Raw genomic sequence first — 21,317 nt, 5'->3', positions numbered from 1 at the left:
CTGTTTACAACATTTTTCCCTGCTTACACCTATTTAATTTGTAGAGTTGCTGTCTCAATGCGTAATTTGTAGGTAAATTCTTATAAACTGAATTGTAACTCATGATAAGACTAACCGTTTTTTGCTTTTTGGTAATGGCTTCCACAATTGGATGGGCCAATGGAGAGATCTCTGCCAAAGAAAAAGCTGTTTTGTTGGATCTTTACCACAGCACCAAGGGATCGGACTGGAAGGTTACCTGGAATCTTAACGAACCGGTGGCCCAATGGAAAGGTGTTAAGGTAAAGGATAATCATGTGGTGGGGATTAATCTTTTCATGAACAATTTGGATGGAATTCTACCTGAGAGTATCGGTAAGCTTAAGCATCTAACCCACCTCAATTTGGCATTCAACAGCATTACAGGGGTTTTGCCTAAGGACATTGTAAAGTTGAAAAGTTTAAGGGTATTGCGACTGGAAATGAACAGGATAAAAGGAGGATTGCCCATTGGAATTGGCCAACTTCAGGAGTTGGAGGTATTTTCCATGTTCAACAATTTTCTGAGTGGCTCCATTCCGCCAACCTTTGGGGAACTCAAAAATCTACGGGAGCTCAACCTGTCCAGTAACAATTTGAAGGGCATAATCCCAAGCTCTATTGGAAATCTTACGAAACTGGAAGCCTTGGGCCTTTTCGAAAATAGTTTGGAGGGAACCATTCCCGAGGAAATGGGAAATCTTGGGCAATTAAAGGAATTGGTACTGGCCAACAATCAATTGGGAGGAGAAATACCTTCAGAATTTGGACAGTTGGCGAGCTTAAAAATATTACAGTTGCAGAACAATAGGTTTAATTCCTACAAGGGGCTGCAAGAGATGGATACAAGACAGTTTTTGGTATTTGATACCGATGAAAAAAGCTTGAATCCCAAGTTTAACGAAATACAGCTGCAACGCACGCGAATGGCTGATACAAAATTTGAAGATGTTGACGATAATGAGTAGTTAGTTATACTTTAGTTTGTTTGGTTTGGGGATACAGGCGTGTATCCCCTTTTTTTGTGTCATATAAACACAATATGCTTAACATTTATGAAATATTTAACCAAGCAAACATCCATTAGCCAATAGTTTTGCAAAGACTAATTGGTACCAACACATGCGCAAGCTCATTTTCTCGGTCATAGCAGGTGGCCTCATTATTTTTCTGTCCATTTTCTTCGCTAGAATGATTGCAGGAAGCAAGAAGGATAAACGCCCACAACCACAAAGGGTGGTAAAAACTGTTTTTGTGGATACGGTCAAAAATGCCACAGTTCCCATTGTGGTTCCAGCCAATGGAAACTTAAGGGCCAAAAGACGTGTAGAACTTTTTTCGGAGGTTCAGGGAGTTTTTAGGTCAGGGAGCAAATTGTTCCGTACTGGGCAGGAGTACGGCGCAGGACAGACTTTGATTCGAATAGATGCCAACGAATATTACGCATCAGTGCAGTCGGCCAAAAGCAACTTATACAATCTGCTTACTTCCATTATGCCGGATTTAAGGTTGGACTACCCTACCATATATCCCAAATGGCAGGCCTATCTCAATGGCTTTGATTTGGACAAAACCACGCCCAAATTACCCGAAATGACTGGTGAAAAGGAGAAATTCTTCATCTCTGGCCGCGGAGTAATATCCAACTACTACAACGTAAAGAACTTGGAACAACGCTTGTCCAAGTATGCCATATCAGCACCCTTTAAGGGTGTGTTAACGGACGCTTTGGTCACCGAAGGAACTTTGATCAGGGTGGGACAAAAGTTGGGCGAATTTATCAATACTGGTGTGTATGAGTTGGAAGTTTCCGTAAGCAAAACCTATGGTGATTATTTGACCGTGGGCAAGGAAGTGAAACTTTTCAATCTAGAGAAGACTGAAAAATTTAATGGGGAAGTGACTCGGGTGAACGGCCGTGTAGATCAAAACTCCCAAACCATTACAGTCTATATTGAGGTCAGTGGTGATAAGCTTAAGGAAGGGCAATATTTGGAAGCCAACCTGGAAGCCAAGGAGGAACCCAACGCCATTGAAGTGGATCGTTCCTTGCTGTTGGAAAACAACCAGATCTTTGTGGTTCGTGATTCCATCTTGGATGTCATCGATGTAAATCCCGTTTACTTCACGGATAAAAAGGTGGTGCTCAAAGATGTCCCCAATGATGAAGTTATTGTTTCCAAGGCAGTTTCCGGAGCTTATGCCGGCATGGTAGTGAAAGTATACGACGCCGCTAACACCAAAAGAGCCAAGTCGTGAGAAAGGTCATATCCTATTTTATCAAGTATCACGTAGCAGTCAATGTGATTATCATTACCTTTTTCATTTTTGGGTTAGTAGGGGCATTTTCACTAAAGTCTTCCTTTTTCCCTCTGGTGGAATCCCAGAATGTATTGATCAATATCACCTATCCTGGGGCTTCCCCATTGGAAGTGGAAGAAGGTATTGTATTAAAGATTGAGGACAACCTTAAGGGACTTCAAGGGGTGGAACGGGTAACCTCCACCTCAAGGGAAAACAGCGGAAGTATCAACGTGGAGATTGAAAAGGGGCGAGATATTGATTTTATGCTTCTCGAAGTAAAAAATGCTGTGGATAGGGTTCCCACTTTCCCTACTGGGATGGAACCTTTGGTGGTTTCCAAGCTTGAGGCGGTAAGACCTACCATTAGTTTCGCGGTAAGCGGAAATGACATTCCTCTCGCCACCTTAAAACAAATTGGAAGACAGATAGAAAATGATCTTCGGGCAGTCGATGGGATTTCCCAGATTGAAATTTCAGGATATCCTCAAGAAGAAATTGAAATCGCAGTCAATGAAAATAGTCTACTGGCCTATAATTTGTCCTTTAGCGAAGTGGCGCAGGCAGTTTCGAGTGCCAATATTCTGGTGACTGGGGGGAATATCAAAACTGATGCGGAGGAATATCTGATCAGGGCCAACAACCGCTCTTATTATGGCGATGAACTTTCCAATGTGGTGGTTAGGGCAGATGCGTCCGGAAGAGCCATTCGCTTAAAAGATGTGGCCATCATTAGAGATCGCTTCTCTGAGACTCCAAATGCGTCCTTCCTCAATGATGAACTGTCGGTTAACGTTACCGTGACCAGTACCAATACCGAAGATTTGATTGATTCTGCAGAAAGTGTGAAAGAATACATTGCGGATTTCAATAAAAAATATTCCAACGCCCAATTGGAGGTAATCAGCGATCAATCCAAAACCTTGACCCAACGAACAGACCTTCTCACCACGAACGCAATCATTGGGATGATTTTGGTCCTTATCTTTTTATCCCTCTTTCTGAATATACGATTGGCCTTTTGGGTGGCTTTTGGCCTTCCCGTAGCATTCCTGGGGATGTTTGTTTTTGCCCCAATGCTCAATGTGACTATCAACGTACTTTCCTTATTCGGGATGATCATTGTAATTGGGATTTTGGTGGATGACGGAATTGTGATTGCTGAAAACATTTATCAGCATTACGAAAAAGGAAAAAGCCCCATAAAGGCAGCCATTGATGGAACCATGGAGGTGATTCCTCCCATTTTATCGGCCATCATAACCACTATCCTGGCCTTTTCCATTTTCCTGTTTTTGGACGGAAGAATTGGAGATTTCTTTAGCGAAGTATCCGTGATCGTGATTCTTACCTTGGTAGTGTCTTTGGTGGAAGCCCTGATTATTCTGCCCGCTCACTTGGCCCATTCCAAAGCATTACGGCCCAAGAGTCAGGATCCAAAGTCCAGCATAGGTCGAATTTTTGCCAAGTTAAGGGTCATCAACAAACTGGGTGATCAGACCATGGCCTGGATGCGTGATAAATGGTATAGTCCAGCGCTTCGCTTTGCCTTGCGGTATAAGTTTTTAACCTTTTCCATTTTCTTTATGGCATTGGCCTTGACATTTGGTTCTATTGGTGGCGGGATTATTAGAACTGCTTTCTTTCCCCAAATTGCCAGTGACAGGGTTGCCGTGGAGCTGCAAATGCCCAACGGAACCAATGAAAAGGTAACGGATTCCATCATTAGCATGATTCAGGAAAAGGCAGAGGTCGTCAACCAACAGCTTACGGAGGAATATTTGCAGGGAACGGATAAGGTGCTATTTGAGAACATGCTGAAGACTCTTGGACCAGGTTCTTCCACGGCTACTTTGATTATCAATCTATTGCCAGGGGAAGAACGCCCGGATGAGATCGTTTCTCCGATGGTAGCGGGAAGATTAAGGGAACTGGTAGGCCCTGTGATTGGGGTTGAAAGTTTGATTTATGGTTCTGGTGGCAATTTTGGAGGGGATCCAGTTTCCGTTTCGCTTTTGGGTAACAATATTGCCGAACTCAAGGCGGCCAAACAAGAGTTAAAGACTGCCATGGTAAACAATGCCCTCTTAAAGGATGTGGCGGATAATGATCCGGCAGGAATCAAGGAAATTCGAATTCAACTCAAGGAAAATGCCTATTTGTTGGGATTGGACTTGCGTAGTGTCATGAATCAGGTAAGGGCCGGATTTTTTGGCTCCCAGGCGCAACGTTTTCAGCGTGGACAGGATGAGATTCGGGTTTGGGTTCGCTACGATCGCAGCAACCGCTCCTCCATTACGGATTTGGATGACATGCGCATTGTGGCTCCTAACGGTGAGCGCATTCCGCTTAAGGAGATAGCGTCTTATTCCATAGAGCGGGGCGATGTGGCCATCAACCATTTGGATGGACAACGGGAAATCCAAATTTCATCAGACTTGACCAATGATAAAGTCTATACAGGACCAGATGCCATGGCTTGGATTCGAAACGAGATAATGCCGGATATTCTATCAAGATATCCCTCCATCACACCTTCTTATGAGGGTCAGAATAGGGAAGCACTAAAGTTTAGAAACTCTTTGCGATTTGTTGGTCTTACCGTACTTATTCTCATATTTGTGACCATAGCCTTTACCTTTAGGAGTTTTAGTCAACCTTTATTGTTGATATTGATGGTTCCATTTAGCTTAACGGCCGTTGCGTGGGGCCATTGGATTCATAACTTTTCAATAAACATTTTATCTCTTTTAGGAATCATTGCGTTGATTGGGATTATGGTTAATGATGGATTGGTGCTCATTGGAAAGTTCAACAATAATTTACGGGACGGTTTAAAGTTTGATGAGGCCATTTATGAGGCTGGTCGATCTAGGTTCCGGGCTATCTTCTTGACTTCTGTTACCACCATAGCAGGTTTGGCACCCCTTCTTTTGGAAAAGAGCCGTCAGGCGCAATTCTTAAAACCCATGGCACTTTCCATTGCCTATGGTATTGGATTTGCCACTGTTCTTACCCTTTTGATGCTACCCATTTTTCTTTCTTTTGGCAACTACGTCAAGGTATTTGTGAAACAGATGTGGACGGGTGAAAAGGCAACTAAGGAAGAAGTGGAACGATCCATTAGGGAACGTAACGAAGAAGAACATATGATGCACGAGGGACTATACAGTCAGAATGGAAGTTCTACCCACATAGAGAAGGAAGAAGCTCCTAAAGTTTTAGAAGGCACTACAGAATGAAACGTATATTTTATACCCTACCCTTATTTATTTTCACATTCGCAAATTGGACCCAGGCTCAAGAACCCTTGTTGTCCAAAGAGGAAGCAATTGACTTGGCACTGCAAAACAATTTGGGAATTCAGGTGGCAAGAAATACCCAAAGAATTGATGATAACAATGCCAACATTTTAAATTCTGGATATTTGCCCTCAGTGACTGCCAATGGAGGAGGGACCATTGATAGACAAAACACAGAGGGGACCTTGGGCAATGGGGAAACACGAACAGCTGATGGTGTGGAAACCAGGAGATATAATGCCTCGGTAAACGTAAATTACACGCTTTTTGATGGCTTGGGCCGTCATTATAACTATAAGAGTTTCAAGGAGCGCTCCCAACAATCCGAACTGGAAGTACAGCAGACCATAGAAACTACCATTTTGCAGTTGTTTACGGTCTATTATGAAGTAGCTCGATTGACCGAGAACACGCAAAACCTTGAAAGCGCCTTGGGAATTTCAAAGGATAGACTAACCAGGGCAGAATACCAATTCGAATATGGTCAGAATACGGGCTTGGATGTGTTGAATGCCGAAGTGGATATCAATACCGATAGCATCAACCTATTGAATTCCAGACAACAGCTGCGCAACACCATGCGCGACCTGAATCTGATTCTAAATAGGGAACTAGCCACCACCTTTGCGGCGGACACCACGGTGAATTTTGTTTCTGGTCTGGAAATGGAAAACATGCACAACGAGGCTAAAGACAATAATATTCGACTACAGATTGCAGAAAAGCAGCTGAACATCAACAATTACAACTTTAAATCTGCCAAAAGCGCATATTTGCCCACCATAGGCCTTACAGGGACTTATGGGTGGAACGAATCCAACAACAACAGTCCTTTGGCCTTTGTTGTGCAAAACACGGCTACAGGGGTTACTGGAGGTATAAACCTTACTTGGAATTTGTTTGACGGGGGGAGAAGTATCACCAACATTAAGAATACCAAAATCAACTACGAGACCCAAGAGCTGTTGCAAAAGCAAATTGCTTTGGAGGTGGAACGCGATATTCGCAATGCTTGGGACAGCTACACCAACGCGCTTTATGTTCTGGAGGTCCAGGAAAAGAACCTACAGACCAATCAAGACAATTTTAACCGAACGGATGAACGTTATAAGTTGGGGCAGGTAACCTCTATCGAATTCAGACAGGCACAATTGAACCTTTTAAATGCAGAATTGGCCCAAAGTCAGGCCAAATACAGTGCAAAATTGGCAGAACTGCAGATGTTGCAGATCAGCGGGCAGTTGCTCAACGTCGATTTCTGATTAATAAACTACAACCGCATCTTAACTTCCGATTAGGGAGAGTTCTACAAGGGTTAGAGATTTAACCATTGCTTAAATTCTGCGGCCTTGTTCTTGCTAATTAGAATACCGGCCTCAGATTTGGGAACCACCAAAATCTTTAATTGATTTTTCCCATATTTCACAATTTTGTCAATGCTGGAAATGGCAATGATAAATTGTCTGTTGGCCCTAAAAAAATGAGCACTGTCCAGTTGTGAAAACAGCTCATCCAGACTGGAATTGGTAGTGGACCGTTTCCCATCAAAACAAACCACATAGGTAATGGAGTTTTCGGTATAGATATGGGCAATCTCCTCAGTAGCCACAGGCAACAGTTCATTACGAATGTAGGTAAGGATTCTTCGTTTAATGGTAGTGTCTTCCTTATCTCCCTTACTTTTTACGGATACACGTTGTTGATAATCCCCAACGGCCCTATTTAATTTGGAAAGGTTGATTACTTCATCTTCCAGCTGCTTGTTTTTGGCCTCCAACTGTTTTTCATAGTTGCTCCCAATAAGGCGAACCACTACCACATAGGAAAGAACCACAAAGAGTCCCATGAGAAGAAAAATGGTATAAAACCGATTTCTCATTTCCTGCAATCTTTGGGAAATATTGTCAATGCCGATGTGTGCTGCCACAATCCAGTCAGAGCCACTTACGGGATATAAATGGATTACCTCGGATTCTTTCACCAACGCTGGATTTGCTGAATCGCGGTTCTCTTTTAAGCGTTGGTTGAGTTGACCATAAAAACTTTCCACCGTCAATTCATCAGCGACGGAAGAAACAAAGGATTTAGATCCACCGGCTTGTTGCCCAACAATTTTGATGTCAGGATGGCAAATGATCTTTCCAGACCAATCCAGAATGCTCAAATACCCAATATCTGTATCGGTTTCCTCAAGACTTTGCTGCACGCTCTGGACAATAGAGTCCTTGGCAATCCCCATTTGTGTCTTTTGACCTACCAAAGTGGAAAAGGATTTGGCCTCATTTTTACTGAATTCCAGATAAGTTTCCAGCAGGGTAAGGGTCCCGGATTTGGTCAAATAGTGCAGGGCAATGCTCGCAATTATGGCATAGATGACCGTGATGGAAATAAACGTTAAAAAGTATAACCTATCCTTTCTCATAGGGTTTCCAACAAATTTTTTATCCAATATAATGATTTTATACCCCCTTTGTAAAAGCATTCAAGCTTTACTTTTTCGGCAACATGGTCAGGAATTCCTTTTAAGGCCAAAAATTCCCTGTCAAGGCCCAGTTTTCCCTTTCACAAAGGTTTACCCTTCATAATTGCCTGAGGTACTGTTGTTTTGGTAGTGTAAATCAAATGACATTATTAAACTCAAAAACAATCACAATCATGAAAAAGAAACTAATGTATCTATGCTCACTGGCAGTTTTGGTCGTCTTCGCAAGCTGTTCAAGCGATAGTGAAGAAGATCTAACCCCGCCCAATGAAGATTTGGTCACTTATGATGGTAACATAAGCGCCTTGATTGGCGGAAGCTGTTTGGGATGCCATTCCTCACCTACTCAAAATGGAGCACCCTTTTCCTTGACCAACTTTACCGAAGTCCAGAGCAGGGCAGGAGGTATTTTAACTGCTATAAGCAGACAAACCTCTGAAGCTAGATCAATGCCACCTGCAGGGAGACTACCTCAATCGACAATAGATTTGTTTGAGCAGTGGATTGAGGACGGAACCTTGGAAAACTAAGAGAAAATGGTCCAGCGCATGGCTAAGATCTCATTTCTCCTCCTACTATGCCTTTGGAATTTTCAGGGCATTGCCCAGGACAAATTTATCGATAGAAATGGGGTCGTAATATTTGAAGCTTCCGAGGAGCTTTTTGAGGAGGTTAAAGCTATCAATAGTGCGGCCACTGCGGTTTTTGATGCCAAAACCAACGAATTGGCATCTCTGGCATTGGTTAGGGCATTTGAGTTCAAAAATTCCCTAATGCAGGAACATTTCAATGAAAGCTATGCCGAATCGGACCAATTTCCAAAGGCCATTTTCAGGGGAGCCTTGAAAAATTTTGATTTGGCCGACCTGCCATCCTCAGGAGGGGAGGTGCAGCTTGAGGGTACCCTTGACTTTCATGGAAAAGTAAAGGAAATCCGAACGGCTGTCAATGCACAATTGGTCAATGATGTGTTATCCCTCTTGGGCAACTTCACCGTTTCCCCTGCTGATTTTGATATTGAAATTCCTCGGATTGTCAGAAACCAAATTGCCAAGGAGGTCCAAGTCAAATTCGATTTTAAACTGAAAAGAAAGTAATGGCTAGGAAATACCTTTTGATGTTTATCGCCATAGCGATAGTAGCTCTGGCAATTGTTGGGTACAAGACCCTTTATCCAGAGTCCAGGAACATTTTGAAGGAGGAAGCCGCCCATCAACTAACGGCACTGAGCTTATTTGAACATTTTTCCGAGGAAAGCGGAGCCCAATTCATTGATCAGGCCATTATAACCACAGGAAGGGTGACGGAAATTGACCAACAATCCATATATCTGGACCACAAGGTGCAGATCAATTTGTTGGACACCCCACATTCCGCAATCCAAGTAGAAGATTATTTAACCATAAAGGGAAGGTGTATTGGGTATGATGATCTTTTGGAAATAGTGAAAATAGACCAAGCAACAATTACCAATTAGAGATACTAAATCATGAAAAGACTAATAGTGTTTTTGGCCCTTGCGCCCTCAATTATGTTTAGCCAACAGGATTTGTTGGAGGATGTTGAAATTGATGATTCGGCAGCCTATGAATCAGCAGCTTTTAAGGGCTTGAAAATTGTAAATTTTGAATCTACAAAAATGGTCTCCCAAAAAGAGCTCTATTTCGTGGTTTCGCACCGTTTTGGAACCATAAAGACTGGAATTGATGATTTTTTTGGGTTGGATCAGGCCGTTACCCGATTGAACCTTATTTATGGGATTACGGATGGGATCAACCTGGGCATCTCAAGAAGTTCCTTCCAAAAAACCTACGAAGGCTCTCTTAAGTTGCGATTGTTGCGTCAAAAGGAAGGGGCATCTCCCGTAACAGTGGTTTTGTTCAATTCAGCTTTGATAAACACCGCTTTGGATGAGGTTGGTTTACCAGGTCTTGAGTTCAAACATCGAGTGGGCTATGCAGTGTCTGCCTTGATTTCAAGAAAGTTGAACAATAATGTTTCCTTGCAATTGACACCCACATTTTTCCATGACAACCTGGTCAGCTTGGAGGAGCAGGACAACGCGCAATTTGCCTTGGGTATTGGGGGAAGATATAAGCTGACCAAAAGATGGAGTCTAAATATGGATTATGGTTGGCATTTGAACCGAGCGGATAATTCCCCATTTAAGAATGCGTTGTCCATAGGTTTTGACCTAGAAACGGGAGGACATGTTTTTCAGTTGCATTTTACCAATGCCCAGCCTATGAACACCAATTATTTTTTAGGTCAGGCAACAGGAGATTGGGGTGATGGAGACATCTTCTTTGGGTTCAATTTATCAAGGGTATTTTAAGACAAACAGCATGAAAAAAAGTTTGGCAAAAATTCCGGTGGCACATGCTTTTTGCGATGAATGTGCAGGTGTTATTAAGGAACGGCTTATAGGAATAGAGGGGATACACAATGTGTACGCCAATCCAATGGATTCCGTGATTTGGTTTCATTTTGGCAGTGCCAATGAGCTGGCTTTGGTGCTTAACAAATTAATGGAAATAGGACACCCACCTTTAGGTGATAAAATAAAGAAAGAAAATTATGTGCCGCCTTTGTGCCAGTGTGCCAAAGTTGGATCCAGTGCGGCATAACTACTTTGAAAAGGGAAATTAGTTTTAGTAGTTTTGGACCCAGGGTTTTAAATAAGACCCTGGGTTTCTATTGAAGGCAAGATGGGAAGTTTGACTAGGAAAAACCGTTTGACCCTCTGGATGGCAGTAGGTCTTTTGTTTTTGGGCATATACATGGTTTGGTACATAGTGTCAGCAAAATCCTTGGATATGGCCAATGCAGAACCTGAGCTGTACATCAGTGCCAACGATCTGTTGGATTTGCTGGAAAAAAAGGATACGGCTGGCCTATTGTCCGCTGAGAAGGTTATTGAAATAACAGGGGCAATCAAGGAAATCAACGAAAAAAATAACCGACTTACTGTTATCTTGCATGTTGAGGGGAAGGAGCATCCATCCATTATTTGTGATATGATGGAAGGTCAGGAACATCTTATCAGCAAATTTGAACCAACAGACACTTTGGTCATAAAAGGTGTTTTCAAAGGCATTTTAAAAGATGCCATATTTTTGAATTGTGTAGTAAGTCATGAATAGTATGGGTAAACTTCTACCTCTTTTTGCATTGATCGCCTTTAATGGATTTGGACAAGGGGCTACCAAATCCATGGCAAGGCAGGGTCATGTCTCTTTTTTCTCCTACACTTCTGTGGAGCATATAAAAGCGGAGAATAATCAAGTGCTGAGTATAGTTGACTTAACCACCGGTGAAATAGCCGTGAGCATGCTTATGAATGCCTTTGTTTTTGAAAAGGCCTTGATGCGGGAACATTTCAACGAAAGTTATGTGGAATCTGATATTTATCCCAAGGCCACTTTTGTGGGTACTATTACGGATTTTGACCCCACTCTTGAAGGTGAGCAAACAAGAATGGTGGAAGGTAGGTTCAATATGCATGGGGTTACCAAAGAACTTCAGATAAAGACCAAAATAACACGCAACAACGAGACCTTTGTCCTTTCAGGGACCTTTGAAACCCTGGTCAGGGATTATGAAATAAAGATTCCGCCACTTTTGGCTGGGAATATTGCAAAGACCATTTCAGTGGATTTTAATTTTGAATGTTTGCCCTATGAAAACTAGAGTTTTTTGGACGCTATTGGTTTTTGGCCTCTTTGTGAATCAAATTATGGCACAAAATGAGCTGCTGGATATTTTGGAAAAGGAGCATACTGATACGGTGCCCCAATTTGTCCCAGCTACATTTAAATCCACCCGGATTACTTACGGACATTCTGTTGAAACCCGCAAAAAAGGAATTTTGGAGGTTTTTGCGGCTACCCGATTTTGGAATACTCCCGCACCACGATCCCAGAGTTTTGGGGCGGACAAATTGAATGCACGTATTGCCTTGGAATATGGGATTAGTGATAGACTTACCACAGGCGTGGGAGGATCAACATGGGATGGTCTTTTTGATGCGTTCTTGAAATATAGATTGGTAAGACAGCAGGCAAGTGGCCAGGGATCGCCTATAGGGCTCACTGTTTTTCAAAATGCAAGCTATAACAGCCATGCCATAAGCAATCCCAATGTGGAGGATGATTTTTCCAATAGATTGTCGTTTACCACCCAGCTACTCATTGCAAAAAAGATCAGTTCTGATTTCTCCTTGCAAATTGCCCCAACCTATATCCACAGAAGCGCTGTTTATACGCAGGATGAAAGGCAAAATCATTTGGCCCTAGGCTTTGGGGGTAGGTATAAATTGGGGCCGCATGTTTCGTTGGTAAGTGAATACTATAGAGTTTTCAATCCAGTGGAAAGCATAGATACTTATGGTCCGTTTGGTATTGGAGTAAATTGGGAATTGGGCGATGTGATGCTTCAGTTTATGCTGACCAATGCCCCCAGTATGGTAGAAAGCTCCTTTATTGCCGAAACCCGAAACAATTTCAATTTTAAGAACCCCAACCTTAATTTTGGGTTTAATTTCACCTACATCATTCATTTTAAACGGCAGCTCAAAGGACTGAAACAAGGGAATTAAACTAGAGAGCATATTGAATATGCCATGACAGGCTGCAAAGACTAAAAACAACATGACCATGTTGGAACATTTCTTTCAATGTCCTTATTGTTGGGAAGAAATTTCATTTCTTTTGGATACCTCGGTCCGTCAACAAACCTATGTGGAAGATTGCGAAGTATGCTGTAATCCCATAGAAAGCCAAGTAGGGTTTGAAAATGGGGAGTTGACGCAATTTCAGGTCAGATTGTTGGGACAGTAAGAACTATTGTATTTTAATTAGTTGCAAATAATCATTGTTTTTGGCCACCAAAATCCCCTTTTTATTGTTGGCAAGTCTTAATATGGATGCACGGCTCACATCCCCTGGAACATACAATCCGTTGCTGTATGGCATTTGAGGTTCAAAACTTCCACTACCGTTTCCTTCCATCAAAAGGCCGTATCCAGCGTCCTGTCGAGGAGTCTCCACTTCAAATCCGTACAAATTTCCAAAAAGAAGCAAGTCTTCCAGTCCATCCCCCGTAAGGTCGTCAGCAATGATTTCCCTTATAGCCGTTTGTTGAGCCAAATTGGGTAAAGGTTTTGGTGAAAAACTGCCATCTCCCTGATTTTCAAAATAGGTTGAGGCAAAAGTTTTGGATTGGAATTGCACTGCAGTGGCCAGATTTTCTTTACCATAGACATCTTCCAGACTGGCAGATGCAAAATCATGATAGGTTGGGAATTTTTTCTTGATGAATGGCATTTGGTTGGAACTACACTCACGCCCTCGTAATGGAAACTGCTTTCCTTCTTGATGATACCCCAAAACAATGTCCATTGATCCTGTTTGATCAAAATCCTTGGCATAAATTTCGAATGGTTCCTCGGACGAAGCTTGATATTTGCTGTTCAATCCAAGATTGCCTGCTACAAAATCCATGTCCCCGTCGGCATCAAAATCCCCGACTTCCAAGCTAAACCACCAACCTGTCAGATCTTCCAAGCCTATATGGTCGGATATGTCCGAAAATGAGCCTTGATGATCTTTGAAGATTTTGATGGACATCCATTCCCCAACAACAATCAAATCCGAATAGCCATCCCCATCCACATCAGCCCAGGCTGCATCCGTGACCATTCCTAAATCGCTTGGGAGTTCTTCGTGCATTGACGTGAATTTGATACGCCCGTTTTCAGTATCATTTCTCCATAAAGTACTGGTTCCGGATAAGGGATATTTTCCTGGTTCTTGTCTGCCTCCAACGAACAAATCCAAATCCCCATCCCTATCATAATCATAGGGTCTAACCGCCGAACTACTTGAGGAAATGAGCTGGTCAAAAGGGTTTAAAATCTTGCCAAAAAGTCCATTTTCATTGACATAAATTCTGTCCAAATAATAGTTGGAACCTTCTTTTTCTTCGTTACCACCACTGGCCACGTAAAGATCAAGATCACCATCCATGTCCACATCAAAAAAGACGGCATCTACATCTTCACGGATTTTATCTTCAGAAAAAACAGCTTGATTTTGTACCTGGAATTTGCCATCCTTTTCTTGAACATAAAGTGCTCCAGGATGGTTTTTGGCACCTCCAATATAAAAGTCATCCAGACCATCTTGGTTGATATCTCCCACAGCCAGAGCTGGCCCTTCTTGGGACATTTTGTGGGGCAATAAGCTTTCCAGAACAAAATCGTCATATAGGTTTTCCGTATGTCGATGTGCTATTTCGGCTATCTGGGTAATATCTTGAAAAAGTAGATCTGTAAAGCTGGTTTTTTCTTGTTGCCCATCAATGGCATTACCATAATCCAGGAGCATCCTTTGATTTGACCCTAAATTTTTGAAGGTTTGGGTTTTGCCATCCGGCCAAATAACAACTACTTTTTTTACTTGGGTTGTCTGTGACAGACCAAAGTGCACCAAGGGTTGTACTGCCGATTGATATCCGCGGGTAGGATAATTCGTGGCAAATTGTTTTCCGTCTTTTGTTTCTATGGTTACGATTGCACCAACCCCAAATGGGTTTTGCGAAGGCCCTTTAAATTCAAACTGAATATAGTTCTGGCTGCTATTGTTTTGTAGCAGGGTGGCCGTCTCGTCTATATTGTTGATGACCAAGTCCAAATCCCCATCATTATCCAAATCCCCATAGGCTGCACCATTGGAAAAGGTTGGAGTTTGTATGCCCCAATCCATTGTTTTGTTGGTGAAGGTCAAATCTCCATTATTCTTAAAAAGATAGTTGGTGGTTTTGCGCTGAGGTGTTTTTTGAACCAACTCCTCAATGACCTTCGGCATATTTTCATTGTTGTTTTGGGCTTGCTCCAGACGCTTCAACTTATACTTTTTAAAATCGTTATTCCTGAAATCGCGTTTGAGCCCGTTGGTAACGAACAGATCTTTTAGCCCATCATTATCAAAATCGGCAAGTAGGGGAGCCCAGCTCCAATCGGTATTGGAAACTTTGGCCATTTGCGCAATCTCACTAAAGTGCCCATCCCCATTGTTCAAGTGCAGGGCATTGTACATGTATTGGTAGTGAAACCCCTTTTCAACTGCATAGTTGAAGGCTTTGGGGTCCATCCCACTCATACTGGTCTTAATTCCGTAGTTATCCTCTGCCACCATGTCCAGGGAAATAACCTCTGGTAACCCATCATTGTTGATATCGGCAATATCTGTTCCCATGGAAAAGTTGGAGGTATGCCCCATGGAGGTTTTGATACCTTCGGTAAAAGTGCCATCCCCATTGTTATAATAGAGGTAATCCTGTTCTATATAGTCGTTGCCCACATATATATCTGGCCAGCCGTCGTTGTTCAGATCTCCTATGGAAACTCCAAGACCAAACCCTAATGAATTACCAATAATTCCAGCTTGCTTGGAAACATTGATGAACTTTCCGTTGTCATTTCTATATAATCGATCGCCGACCATGTCATTATCCTCATTTTTGAAAACTTCTGGCGTATTGGTATTGATGGGCGTTACATTATGATTTAGTAGAAACAAATCCAGGTCTCCATCCCTATCATAATCAAAGAATGAAGCTTGGGTGCTATAACCTGGGAAATCCAGTCCGTATGCAGCGGCCTTTTCCCTGAATGTGCCATTTTTATTGTTGATGTAGAGCAGATTTGCCCTGTTCTCTGCTTTTCCTTTCCCTGATTTGCAGACATAGATGTCCAACCAACGATCCGCATTGATATCGACCATGGTAACCCCGGTAGTCCAACCAAAACTTCCCTTTACCTTGGCCTTGGCTGTAATATCTTCGAACTTAAAATTGCCCTTGTTTTTGTATAATTTGTTGTCCTTGAGGTTGGAGGTAAAATAAACATCAGGTAATCCATCATTGTCGATATCCCCGATGGCAACGCCCCCTCCATTGTAGAAGTATTCATAGACCATACTGTTCATGGCGCTGTTTTCTGGAATTTCATTAACGAAACCTATCCCAGATTGGGATGATGGTATCTCCGTAAACAGGATTTGAGCCTCTTCGCTGGGCTTTTCATTGGATTTGGAGCAGGAAGATAAACCTATTATGGTTAATAGGATTATTGCGTAGGATATGATGCATTTATTGTTGATCAAAATACTCCTGCTTTGTGGTGAGCGACTTTAAATTCTATTTTCACTCGGTTTTACCTGATGGTTTTTTATAAAAAACCACCTAAGGACCGCTCACTGTCCCTAGGTGGCAAGTTACGCTACTCAAACACGAAACTAACTCAAACTAAACTCAATCGGTTCACCATCCAGGATTTTGATCAAGGTTTTCATTAATGTTGATCTCCTGAAGTGGTATGGGATATAAAATATGTTTGTCTTGAAAATTCTCGGCAAATGGTTTTCCATGACTCTCTAGAGTTGCCTGAATGGACTCCGTAGCCGTGCTACCACGTTGCCAACGGTATAGATCAAACCAGCGAATACCAAATTCCATGGACAATTCTACTGGCCTTTCGTGGTGACGAATCTGCGTTCGTAATTCACTCTGCGATAGTCCTGCAAGTGGAATTGCACCACCTCTTTCCCTTACTTTGTTGACTTCAACGATGGCTTCAGCTGTTTTTCCATTTTCGTTAAGGGCTTCAGCATACATCAGCAGTACGTCCGCAAAACGAATAATGGTAATGTTGGTTCCATTGTAGAAATTGGTGTCTTCGTTGAAAGAATACTTCTTGAAGTATTTTGGGTGGTTCAGTTCCCCAGCTACATCCCCATAAGCCACCTCTGTGTCGGAATCGCGACTATACATTTGTGAGCCTGGGTCATCAAAGAAGATACTGGCATAAACACGATTACTGGGATCTCCAATAGCGTCAACATCCGTTCTCATTTCATCCACCAACCATTGTGATGGATAAAAAAGTTCCCAGCCTCCAAAGGCGTATGGGGAAACTTCGAAATTGAACACTTGACGCTCATCGTTACCATTGGCCCTATCACCGGTGAACTGAATCTCAAAAACGCTTTCACTGCCATTCTCGGCACTTCCGTTAAAATTGTCGGCGTAATTCTCCAACAGGGCATAATCCATAGCCACTACCTCGGCAAGTTTGGCCTCGGCTTGCGACCATTTTTCTTGGAACAGAAAGGCTTTTCCCAACAGGGCCTTTGCGGCTCCTTGGGTTGCTCTTCCCAACCACTCCCCAGAGTGTTCCACCAACATGGCGGACTCGGCTTCGGCAAGATCGGTTTCTATTTGAGCCCATACCTCGGCTGGTGTTGCTTGTCCGGGGAAAAGGTTGTCCGGATCCACTTCATAGGTGGTTACCAAGGGAACATTTTCAAAACCGGTCACCAACCAAAAATAGTAGTAAGCCCTTAAGAATTTGGCTTCTCCCATGATAACATCCTTGCTCTCTTGGGAAAGGGCTTCCATGTTGGGAACCTGCTGTAAAATTTGGTTGGCCCGTCCAATTCCAGCGTAAGCACTTCGCCAAATATTAAAAGGTCCACTTTCTTCCGTAGTATTGGTGAAACTGGCCAAGGACCTACTGTAGGTCTCAGCGGTATTGTTCACCATGTCATCAGCTTTATAGGCCATGGCCGTGTATATTTCCTCAAAAAAGGCCCATTTACTGCCGCTGGAGCTATGCAAAGCAGCATAGGTGGCGGTTAGGGCTTGAAGCGCATGGTCTTCTGTTTGCCAAAAACTGGATTCGGTAAGAACCTCCCTGTTTTCAACTTCTATAAAATCGTCGCTGCAGGAATACATCCCCATCAGGGCCAATACTGCAACTAGAATTAACTTGCTCTCTTTCATGATCTTGATCATTATGTTTTCAATTTTTTTATTAAAGTGTAAGATTCAAACCTAGGATAAGTGACTTGGACAAAGGGTAGAAACCTCTATCAACACCTCTATTAAAGGTCCCTCCATTACCTAGGGCAGGATCAAAACCGGAATAATCTGTAATGGTAAACAAATTGGTCGCGGTAACATACAATCGAAGATTGTCAATAGGAAGGTTCCCCATGGCCTTTTCCGGGAAGGTATATCCCACTTGCAGGTTTCTTAACCTGAAGTACGACCCATCCTCCAAGAAATAGCTAGAGGGTCTAATGTTGTTGTTTGGATCCCCAAAGATATTTCTTGGAATGTTGCTTCCTGTATTGGAGGGAGACCAAGCATTCAACAGGTCAGCAGACATATTTTGTCTGTCCGTTCTGTACAACCACATTCTAACCCCATTGTAAATGTTGTTCCCATGGGTGCCTTGGAAGAATAGACTGATGTCGAAATTCTTGTAATTGGCACTAAAATTGATACCGTACTCGAAATCTGGAAGGCCACTGCCCATGAATTGCTTATCATCATCGTCAAGTACCCCATCTCCGTTGCTATCCACAAAGCGAAGATCACCAGGAGCAGCATTGGGCTGTACCCCGTGGGCATCAACTTCTGCTTGGGTCTGGAAAATTCCATCGGCTTCAAACAGGTAGAACCTTCCAATTTCTCCGCCTACCTCGGTACGGGTGGTTGGGAAATTGTTGAACTCGATAAATCCATCAGTAAAGGCTTCATCCGCAATACCCAATTTGGTTACTTCGTTGGAAGAACCACTGATATTGGCACTTATATTATAACTGAAATCGCTATCCGATCCGTTGTTATAGGAAGCCGAAAATTCCCAACCCTTGTTTTCCAAATTACCCCCATTCGTCAATGGAAAAGAGGTAATCCCTGAAGTTGCAGGAATAGGAACGTTCACCAACATGTCTGTGGTTTCAGAGGTAAAGTAATCAAATGAGAATTTAATTCGATTTTGCAAAAGACCTAAATCTACACCAATGTTGGTGGTAGCTGTCTCTTCCCATTGGATATCTGGTGTGGGAAACGAAGTTGCAATAGCTCCCACAACCACAGGTTGGCTTTGCCCAGCACCAAAAGGGTAATTCAATTGTTGTCCTCCTGAACCAATTCGAGCTAGAAACAAATGATCTCCAATAAGCTGGTTTCCTAGGGTTCCGTAGCTAAAACGTGGTTTTAGTTGGCTGATCAGCTCGGAATCAAAGAATTCCTCATTATGAACTGCCCATCCCAGGGAAACGGAATAGAAAGTACCGTACTTGTTGGTTGAGGCAAAGCGCGAAGAACCATCCCTTCTAACACTACCTTGGACATAATATTTGTCGTCAAAGTCATAGCTTAAACGGCCAAAATAAGATTGCAAGGTACTAGTAGAGTTAAACCCAAAAGAAGATTCATCACCTATACCGGCACTTAGTCCCCTTAACTGATCGGAAGCCAGTTCGTTGTTGGATCCACCAGCTGATCTAAATTCACTTTTTTCCCTTGAGATACCAAGTAACACTTCAACATCGTGCTTATCAAATGATTTGCGATAGTTCAGGGTGTTGTTCAGTGTCCATTCATTGGTTCTTGTCCGGTTTTCGGATAGAAAAGGATTGTCATTTACGGCTTGAGGCCCAAAATTATAGGTGGGCAAAAAGTTGGCAAAATGGGTATTTTCAATGTTGGCACCGTACTGGAAGCGGTATTCCAATCCGTCAAATAGTTTGAGAGTCGCGGCAACATTGAATTGTAGGTAGTCATCTTCATCATTTCTATCATTCAATTCTGTTTCCCCAACTGGGTTTCCTGACCCCAACTCAGATGGAGGGGTAGCGAAACCGTTCAAAGAATTGGCATCAAATATGGACTTGTGGGGCAAAGTTTGATATATCTGCAAGAAAGGCGAGAAACTGGCATTTCCTTCAGAGGTCGGCTCAAAAATTCCACCCGTATTCTCTCGGGTATAACTTACCCCAGGTGCAATTTTAAGTCTACCTTCCAACAAAGTGAAATCCAAGTTCAATCGAGTGCTCAAACGGTTAAAATCCGTATTCACAACAGTCCCGGTGTTCTCAAAATATCCTGCTGAAAAACTGTATTTCATGTTTTCCGTTCCACCTGTAATACCGATATCGTGTTTTTGCTCAAAAGCATTGTCGATATAGGCGCCAACCCAATCCGAATCGGCATACTGGGCTCCACTGGTCAAGTAAGGCGCAGGTGTTTCTCCGGCATTATTGAAGGCTTCAAGCTTTATTTGATCATGTTGTGCCCTATTGGCGACATCGACCCCATTGCTAAACCATTGGGTGCTGGCATAGGAACTTATAGTGACCTGGGGATCTCCAGTTCTTCCTCTTTTGGTGGTTACAATGACCACACCATTGGATGCCCTGGAACCATAGATGGTAGCAGCTGAGGCATCCCTGAGTATACTGATGTCCTCAATATCCGATGGGTTGATGTACGAAAGGTCTCCTGGAATACCGTCGATCACCACCAATGGATTGTTGTTACCAATGGTTCCCAATCCCCTAATTCGGATGATGGGTTCACTTCCTGGCGCACCGGTAGCAATAGCCACGTTCAGACCAGCCACTTGACCTTGTAAGGAGGTAGCGACATCCGCGGTTGGGATTTTTTGGATTTCCTCAATGTCAACAGAAGAAATGGCAGCGGTGACTTCTGCTTTTCTTTGCGTACCGAAACCTACCAAAATAACTTCTTCCAGGCCTTGTGCATCCTCTTCCAAAGTAACATTTATGGTCGTTTGATTGCCCACCACCACTTCTTGGGTCACAAAGCCCAAGTATCTAAATACCAAAGTGGACTCAAATCCTGGTACCATGATCGAGTAATTACCATCAAAATCGGTTTGGGTACCAACGGTGGTATTTTCCTTAATAAGTACGGAGGCTCCAGGTAAGGGAGTTCCATTTTTATCCGTTACCGTCCCGGTTATTTCCTGTTGGTATTTTTTCTTTTTCCGAGTCGCTGGTTTTTCTGATTTAATGAGAAGAATAGATCCTTCGGGAGACAGTTCATACTCAAAATCTGCAAAGGACAAGGTTTTTTTAAGGAGGTCGTTAATGCGGGTTTCCCCTTTTTTGACCATAACCTTGGGTGCATTTGCAAATAAATCCGATCGATAAATAAAAGAGTAGTCTGTTTGCTGTCTAATGAGATCAAAAACCTGCTCTACAGTGAGCTCTTGGCTTGTGTTGACAACTATCTTTTTATTTTGTGAGAAGCCTATTTTGGTTGTAAAACCAAAAGTTGCCATACAAAATAGAAAAATAAAGGTCCTCATAATTACGAGTAAAAGGGTCTTCCTATAC

Annotated in this window: 17 protein-coding genes; 13 read left to right on the top strand and 4 right to left on the bottom strand. The window is 42.7% G+C overall.

What is annotated here, in order from left to right; genetic code table 11:
• Positions 1-101 precede the first annotated feature (101 nt).
• The 4 genes from ACOOE0_RS02375 to ACOOE0_RS02360 all read left to right on the top strand — a co-directional run bounded on the left by ACOOE0_RS02375 (position 102) and on the right by ACOOE0_RS02360 (position 6,883).
• A complete protein-coding gene (locus tag ACOOE0_RS02375; protein WP_420400877.1) occupies positions 102-986 on the top strand; it encodes a leucine-rich repeat domain-containing protein in 885 nt (294 codons plus the stop codon).
• 154 nt (positions 987-1,140) lie between these two features.
• Complete coding sequence (locus ACOOE0_RS02370; protein WP_420400876.1) at positions 1,141-2,277, top strand: efflux RND transporter periplasmic adaptor subunit; 1,137 nt, start codon at positions 1,141-1,143, stop codon at positions 2,275-2,277.
• A complete protein-coding gene (locus ACOOE0_RS02365; protein WP_420400875.1) occupies positions 2,274-5,561 on the top strand; it encodes an efflux RND transporter permease subunit in 3,288 nt (1,095 codons plus the stop codon). Before ACOOE0_RS02370 ends, ACOOE0_RS02365 begins: the two co-directional genes overlap by 4 nt.
• Positions 5,558-6,883, top strand: coding sequence for a TolC family protein (locus ACOOE0_RS02360; RefSeq protein ID WP_420400874.1), 1,326 nt, complete (start codon positions 5,558-5,560; stop codon positions 6,881-6,883). The genes ACOOE0_RS02365 and ACOOE0_RS02360 overlap by 4 nt, the downstream gene beginning before the upstream one ends.
• A gap of 53 nt (positions 6,884-6,936) precedes the next feature.
• On the opposite strand, the gene ACOOE0_RS02355 is transcribed toward ACOOE0_RS02360, so the two are convergent.
• Complete coding sequence (locus tag ACOOE0_RS02355; RefSeq protein ID WP_420400873.1) at positions 6,937-8,043, bottom strand: LytR/AlgR family response regulator transcription factor; 1,107 nt, start codon at positions 8,041-8,043, stop codon at positions 6,937-6,939.
• 233 nt (positions 8,044-8,276) lie between these two features.
• On the opposite strand from ACOOE0_RS02355, the gene ACOOE0_RS02350 reads away from it, so the two are divergent.
• The 9 genes from ACOOE0_RS02350 (at position 8,277) to ACOOE0_RS02310 (ending at position 12,941) form a co-directional block, all read left to right on the top strand.
• Positions 8,277-8,633 carry a hypothetical protein gene (locus ACOOE0_RS02350; protein ID WP_420400872.1) on the top strand — a complete coding sequence of 119 codons (357 nt, stop codon included), beginning with the start codon at positions 8,277-8,279 and terminating at the stop codon, positions 8,631-8,633.
• Positions 8,634-8,651: 18 nt separating this feature from the next.
• Positions 8,652-9,200 carry a YceI family protein gene (locus ACOOE0_RS02345; RefSeq protein WP_420400871.1) on the top strand — a complete coding sequence of 183 codons (549 nt, stop codon included), beginning with the start codon at positions 8,652-8,654 and terminating at the stop codon, positions 9,198-9,200.
• A complete protein-coding gene (locus ACOOE0_RS02340) occupies positions 9,200-9,580 on the top strand; it encodes a hypothetical protein (protein WP_420400870.1) in 381 nt (126 codons plus the stop codon). Before ACOOE0_RS02345 ends, ACOOE0_RS02340 begins: the two co-directional genes overlap by 1 nt.
• A 12-nt stretch (positions 9,581-9,592) precedes the next feature.
• Positions 9,593-10,438 carry a DUF5777 family beta-barrel protein gene (locus tag ACOOE0_RS02335; protein ID WP_420400869.1) on the top strand — a complete coding sequence of 282 codons (846 nt, stop codon included), beginning with the start codon at positions 9,593-9,595 and terminating at the stop codon, positions 10,436-10,438.
• Between the two features lie 10 nt (positions 10,439-10,448).
• Positions 10,449-10,730 (top strand): hypothetical protein, encoded by a 282-nt coding sequence (locus tag ACOOE0_RS02330; RefSeq protein WP_420400868.1) that lies wholly within the window; start codon positions 10,449-10,451, stop codon positions 10,728-10,730.
• An 81-nt stretch (positions 10,731-10,811) separates the two neighbouring features.
• Positions 10,812-11,246, top strand: a complete 435-nt coding sequence (locus ACOOE0_RS02325) for an OB-fold protein (protein ID WP_420400867.1) — start codon at positions 10,812-10,814, stop codon at positions 11,244-11,246.
• A 1-nt stretch (position 11,247) separates the two neighbouring features.
• Entirely contained in the window at positions 11,248-11,793 is a 546-nt protein-coding gene (locus tag ACOOE0_RS02320; RefSeq protein WP_420400866.1) for a YceI family protein, read from the top strand.
• Positions 11,783-12,700, top strand: a complete 918-nt coding sequence (locus ACOOE0_RS02315) for a DUF5777 family beta-barrel protein (protein ID WP_420400865.1) — start codon at positions 11,783-11,785, stop codon at positions 12,698-12,700. Before ACOOE0_RS02320 ends, ACOOE0_RS02315 begins: the two co-directional genes overlap by 11 nt.
• Positions 12,701-12,758: 58 nt before the next feature.
• Complete coding sequence (locus ACOOE0_RS02310; RefSeq protein WP_420400864.1) at positions 12,759-12,941, top strand: CPXCG motif-containing cysteine-rich protein; 183 nt, start codon at positions 12,759-12,761, stop codon at positions 12,939-12,941.
• 3 nt (positions 12,942-12,944) lie between these two features.
• Here ACOOE0_RS02310 and ACOOE0_RS02305 read toward each other — a convergent pair whose 3' ends face one another.
• From ACOOE0_RS02305 to ACOOE0_RS02295, 3 genes are all read right to left on the bottom strand, one after another.
• Positions 12,945-16,268 (bottom strand): VCBS repeat-containing protein, encoded by a 3,324-nt coding sequence (locus ACOOE0_RS02305; protein ID WP_420400863.1) that lies wholly within the window; start codon positions 16,266-16,268, stop codon positions 12,945-12,947.
• 157 nt (positions 16,269-16,425) lie between these two features.
• Positions 16,426-17,958 (bottom strand): RagB/SusD family nutrient uptake outer membrane protein, encoded by a 1,533-nt coding sequence (locus ACOOE0_RS02300; RefSeq protein WP_420400862.1) that lies wholly within the window; start codon positions 17,956-17,958, stop codon positions 16,426-16,428.
• A gap of 19 nt (positions 17,959-17,977) precedes the next feature.
• Positions 17,978-21,289 (bottom strand): SusC/RagA family TonB-linked outer membrane protein, encoded by a 3,312-nt coding sequence (locus ACOOE0_RS02295; protein WP_420400861.1) that lies wholly within the window; start codon positions 21,287-21,289, stop codon positions 17,978-17,980.
• Positions 21,290-21,317 lie beyond the last annotated feature (28 nt).

The sequence above is a fragment of the Flagellimonas sp. genome (assembly GCF_965215805.1).
Taxonomy (GTDB): Bacteria; Bacteroidota; Bacteroidia; order Flavobacteriales; family Flavobacteriaceae; genus Flagellimonas.
Note: the sequence above shows the minus strand (reverse complement) of the source record. Positions and strands in the feature narration are given on the sequence as shown.

What these genes read in the sequence shown, in the direction of transcription:
- ACOOE0_RS02375 (WP_420400877.1), top strand. Translation starts at nt 102, where the DNA reads ATGATAAGACTAACCGTTTTTTGCTTTTTGGTAATGGCTTCCACAATT.
- ACOOE0_RS02370 (WP_420400876.1), top strand. Translation starts at nt 1,141, where the DNA reads ATGCGCAAGCTCATTTTCTCGGTCATAGCAGGTGGCCTCATTATTTTT.
- ACOOE0_RS02360 (WP_420400874.1), top strand. Translation starts at nt 5,558, where the DNA reads ATGAAACGTATATTTTATACCCTACCCTTATTTATTTTCACATTCGCA.
- ACOOE0_RS02355 (WP_420400873.1), bottom strand. Translation starts at nt 8,043, where the DNA reads ATGAGAAAGGATAGGTTATACTTTTTAACGTTTATTTCCATCACGGTC.
- ACOOE0_RS02350 (WP_420400872.1), top strand. Translation starts at nt 8,277, where the DNA reads ATGAAAAAGAAACTAATGTATCTATGCTCACTGGCAGTTTTGGTCGTC.
- ACOOE0_RS02345 (WP_420400871.1), top strand. Translation starts at nt 8,652, where the DNA reads ATGGCTAAGATCTCATTTCTCCTCCTACTATGCCTTTGGAATTTTCAG.
- ACOOE0_RS02340 (WP_420400870.1), top strand. Translation starts at nt 9,200, where the DNA reads ATGGCTAGGAAATACCTTTTGATGTTTATCGCCATAGCGATAGTAGCT.
- ACOOE0_RS02335 (WP_420400869.1), top strand. Translation starts at nt 9,593, where the DNA reads ATGAAAAGACTAATAGTGTTTTTGGCCCTTGCGCCCTCAATTATGTTT.
- ACOOE0_RS02330 (WP_420400868.1), top strand. Translation starts at nt 10,449, where the DNA reads ATGAAAAAAAGTTTGGCAAAAATTCCGGTGGCACATGCTTTTTGCGAT.
- ACOOE0_RS02325 (WP_420400867.1), top strand. Translation starts at nt 10,812, where the DNA reads ATGGGAAGTTTGACTAGGAAAAACCGTTTGACCCTCTGGATGGCAGTA.
- ACOOE0_RS02320 (WP_420400866.1), top strand. Translation starts at nt 11,248, where the DNA reads ATGGGTAAACTTCTACCTCTTTTTGCATTGATCGCCTTTAATGGATTT.
- ACOOE0_RS02315 (WP_420400865.1), top strand. Translation starts at nt 11,783, where the DNA reads ATGAAAACTAGAGTTTTTTGGACGCTATTGGTTTTTGGCCTCTTTGTG.
- ACOOE0_RS02310 (WP_420400864.1), top strand. Translation starts at nt 12,759, where the DNA reads ATGTTGGAACATTTCTTTCAATGTCCTTATTGTTGGGAAGAAATTTCA.
- ACOOE0_RS02300 (WP_420400862.1), bottom strand. Translation starts at nt 17,958, where the DNA reads ATGATCAAGATCATGAAAGAGAGCAAGTTAATTCTAGTTGCAGTATTG.
- ACOOE0_RS02295 (WP_420400861.1), bottom strand. Translation starts at nt 21,289, where the DNA reads ATGAGGACCTTTATTTTTCTATTTTGTATGGCAACTTTTGGTTTTACA.